At 76.0% G+C, this 915-nt stretch carries 2 pseudogenes; one reads left to right on the forward strand and one right to left on the reverse strand.

What is annotated here, in order from left to right:
* Window positions 1-593, forward strand: a pseudogene (locus IE249_RS36210) (hypothetical protein); the annotation flags it as partial.
* Window positions 594-601: 8 nt separating this feature from the next.
* Here IE249_RS36210 and IE249_RS36215 read toward each other — a convergent pair.
* Window positions 602-915, reverse strand: a pseudogene (locus IE249_RS36215) (hypothetical protein); the annotation flags it as partial.

Below are 915 nucleotides of genomic sequence, written 5' to 3' on the forward strand. Positions count from 1 at the left end.
TGGGCGCGGCGGCACTGGCGTGGACGACGGCGGGGGCCCTGCCCACGGCGCTGGCCGTACGGGCGTGGCGCTGCCGGGACAGCAGGGCGGCGGAGGCGGAGAGCACGACCGGGCAGCGGATCGGCAGGCCCCGCCAGGCCTCGGCTGCGAAGGTCCCCGCCGCTGCCCAGGCCGCCGCCGTGTCCGGGCCCCGGCTGGATGACCCCACGCTGGAGCCGTACGACGTCCTGCCCCAGGAGCCCGAGGGGCCCGAGTCCACCTCCTGGCAGGACGACGACACCGCCCGCCGGGCCCGCTGGGAGGCGCTCGGACAGGCGGCGGCGAAACCCCCGGAGCCCCGGGACACGGCCGAGCCGCCGCACGGAACGGAGGCGGCGCAGGAAGCGGAGCCTCCGCACGAAGCCGGGCCACCGGACGCGGACGAGGCATCGGAAGTACGAACGGAAGTACGAACGGAACTACAAGCGGAAGTGCAACCGGACGTGCAAGAGCCCCGGGAAGGGCACGAGCCTCCCGCCGCCGAGCCACCCGCGAACCACCCGGCGCGCCCCGCCGAGGACGGCGACCCCGGGAAGCCCGACCAGCCCGCCTAGCCGGCCCGTCAGTCGTTCAACCCCAGCACACCCCGCAGCTCCTGCGGCAGATGCCGGTCGCAGGACTGCTTGGCCTGGTTGGTCAGGGCGTCGTTCACGCACGAGTAGTAGTCGCGGTACACCAGCTGCGCGGTGAAGGAAACCGCGACCAGGGCCAGCGCCAGCGAGGCGGTGACCAGGCCGCTCACCGCGGCCGTGGTCTGGGGCCGGCCCTCCGGCGCCGGGGCGCCGCCCGCGTCGGACCGGCGCGGCTTGGCGCGCAGCGAGCTCACGCCCCAGTACAGGGCCAGCGCGCCGAGCAGCAGCGCCACGTACGGCCAGC

This window comes from Streptomyces anandii JCM 4720, assembly GCF_014650655.1.
GTDB classification, from domain to species: domain Bacteria; phylum Actinomycetota; class Actinomycetes; order Streptomycetales; family Streptomycetaceae; genus Streptomyces; species Streptomyces anandii.